This window comes from Gibbsiella greigii (assembly GCF_039540155.1).
GTDB classification, from domain to species: domain Bacteria; phylum Pseudomonadota; class Gammaproteobacteria; order Enterobacterales; family Enterobacteriaceae; genus Gibbsiella; species Gibbsiella quercinecans.
In genome coordinates this window covers 1-2,321 of sequence record NZ_BAABEM010000016.1, presented here as the reverse complement: position 1 = coordinate 2,321, position 2,321 = coordinate 1, and the positions used below count along the sequence as shown (strand labels likewise).

Annotated in this window: 2 pseudogenes; both read right to left on the bottom strand. The window is 61.8% G+C overall.

Features of this window, described 5'->3' with window-relative positions:
• Positions 1–1,798, bottom strand: a pseudogene (locus AC559G_RS12155) (hemagglutinin repeat-containing protein); the annotation flags it as partial.
• Positions 1,780–2,321: pseudogene (locus AC559G_RS12150) on the bottom strand (filamentous hemagglutinin N-terminal domain-containing protein); the annotation flags it as partial. The pseudogenes AC559G_RS12155 and AC559G_RS12150, both read right to left, overlap by 19 nt.

Below are 2,321 nucleotides of genomic sequence, written 5' to 3'. Positions count from 1 at the left end.
CCTGACTGTCTTTTACCTGAACCTCCGCCCGTTTGGCGTTGGCGTCAATATTCAGCAACGTGCCATAGGGGTTGCTCTCTGCCGCCGCATCGTCACGGAAGGTCAACCGTTGGGTGGTCGGCGCCAGGGTGCTAACGTCCGTATTGACGTCTTCGCCATAGGAACGCCAGTAGTAGTTGTATCGGTGCCAGCTGTAATCGCGGGTCTGGGCGTCGCGTTCAATCTCCAGCCCGTCACGCAGGTTGTCAAAGCGCGTTGCCGTCAGGGTGAGATCCCCTTCTGCTTCAATCGTGCCGGCACGGTTTTCAATCAGATCCGCGCTGGAAAGCGCCAGGGAGCCCGCACTGTAAATCAGCGCGCCAGCCTGGTTGATCAACCGCTCGCCGGTTATCAGGCTGATGTGCGCCGTGGCGGCAATCAGCGCGTCGCGGCCATGGTTATCCACCGTCCGGCTGTTGGCCGTGAGGTTATCCGCCATCAGCGTCGCCGAGTTGTCCAGGCTGTCGGCGTCGAGGGCCAGCGTATCGGCTTCAATGCGCCCCTGATTGCGCAGTTCCCCGGTGGTGAAACGCAGCGTTTTACCGACCAGCGTCGCCAGGTTGTTCAGGTGCGTGCTGTAGAGCGTAAGCTCGCCCGGCAGCAACCAGTCGGCCAGGTTGGTCAATACGCCGGCCACCCGCAGGGNCGTCCCACCCTGGTTTAACAGGGCCAGCGCGGGCATGGCGCCACCGCTGATGCGCAATGCATCATTGGATAAAATACGCCCCTGGCGATTATCCAGTGCGGCCAGCTGTGACAGGGCCAGAGTGCCCGCGCTCTGCACGCGCCCGGCGCTATTATGCAGCGTTTGCGCGCTCACGTCGGTCTGCGTGGTGCCAATCAACAGGCCGCCGTCCCGGTTATTCAACTGCCCGGCATACACCGTCAATGCGCCCTGGCTGCTGATTATCCCCTGGTGACTGTTGTCGATATTCTCGCCGTTGAGCGTCAGTGCCTGGCTGGAAACCAATTGCCCCGCCGGGTTATCCATGCGGCTGCCGTTCAGCGTGAGGGCGCCGCCGCTGTGGATTTTACCCTGCTGGTTATTGAGATAGCTGAAATGATAATCGCCCGCCCCCTGGCCGATCACGGTGCCCGCCAGGTTATCAAACTGGTCGGCAGTCAGTTGGATCGTGCCCTGGCTGCTAATCACGCCCTGGGCGTTCAGCAGCCGTGCGGCGCTGATCTGTACCCCTTCACCGCTTTGCACATTGCCCTGGCGGTTATCCAACTGGCCGCTCAGGGTCAGATGCAGCTGTTGCTGGCTGTAGAGCAGGCCGTTTTGCGGGTTATCGATGCCCTGCGCCCGGATCTGTAGCTGTTCGCCCGCCAGCAGTTGCCCACCCTCATTGTGCAACACGCCGGCAAGGGCCGCGTCCGTTTGCCCCTGTAACCACAAGCGCGCTTGCGCGCTGATTTTTCCGCCCTGGTTGTACAGGTCCTGAAGTATCTGCAGCAGCACACTGCCGGCAGACTGCACTACGCCGTACGGGTTATTCCAGCGCGTGGCGGTCAGGCTGGCATCCTGCTGGCTGACGACCTCGCCCTGCTGGTTATCGAAACGCTGGCTGACCGTCGTCAACGTTCCCTGACTACCGATCCAGCCTTCAGCATTCAGGATATTCTCCGCCAGCAAGCGCTGCGCCTGCTGGCTGAAGAGAGTGCCATTGCGGTTATCCAACGCGCCGGTGAACTGCATATCCAGCGTATCCAGCGCCTGGATCGTCCCCTGCGTGTTGATCAATTCGCGCGCGCGTATCGTGCCGCTACCGCCGCTGGCCAGTTTCCCGCCCTGATTGTCCCAGGCCCCGAAAGGTGCAATGCCAACGCCTGCTGGCTTTGTACCAGCCCCTGTTGCCGGTTGTTCAACTGCCCGCCATTGAGTGACAACGCTGCGCCGCTGAGCAATTTGCCCGCATCATTATTGAACAGGCTGAGTGCGCCGCCCTGCCAATGGAGATCCTGCTGCGCCGTCAGGGTGCCCGCCTGATTATTGATGTTACCGGCGGTGTTGATGGTCAGCTCACCGCCCGATTGCAGCCGGCCTGCGGCATTATCCAGGCTACCCGCCGCAATGCTGGCCTGCTGCCCACCCAGCGCTGTGCCTTTGCGGTTATCCCAATGGCCTTCGGTCGTCACCGCCAGCACGTCGCCAGCTTCCATCAGCCCTTGCTGATTGTCGATCGCCTCCTGGGCATCAAGCTGCAGCCGCCCCTGGCTCACCATCTGCCCCCCGGCATTATTCAGCGCCTGTGCCGCAAGCTGAAGATGCTGGCCGCGGA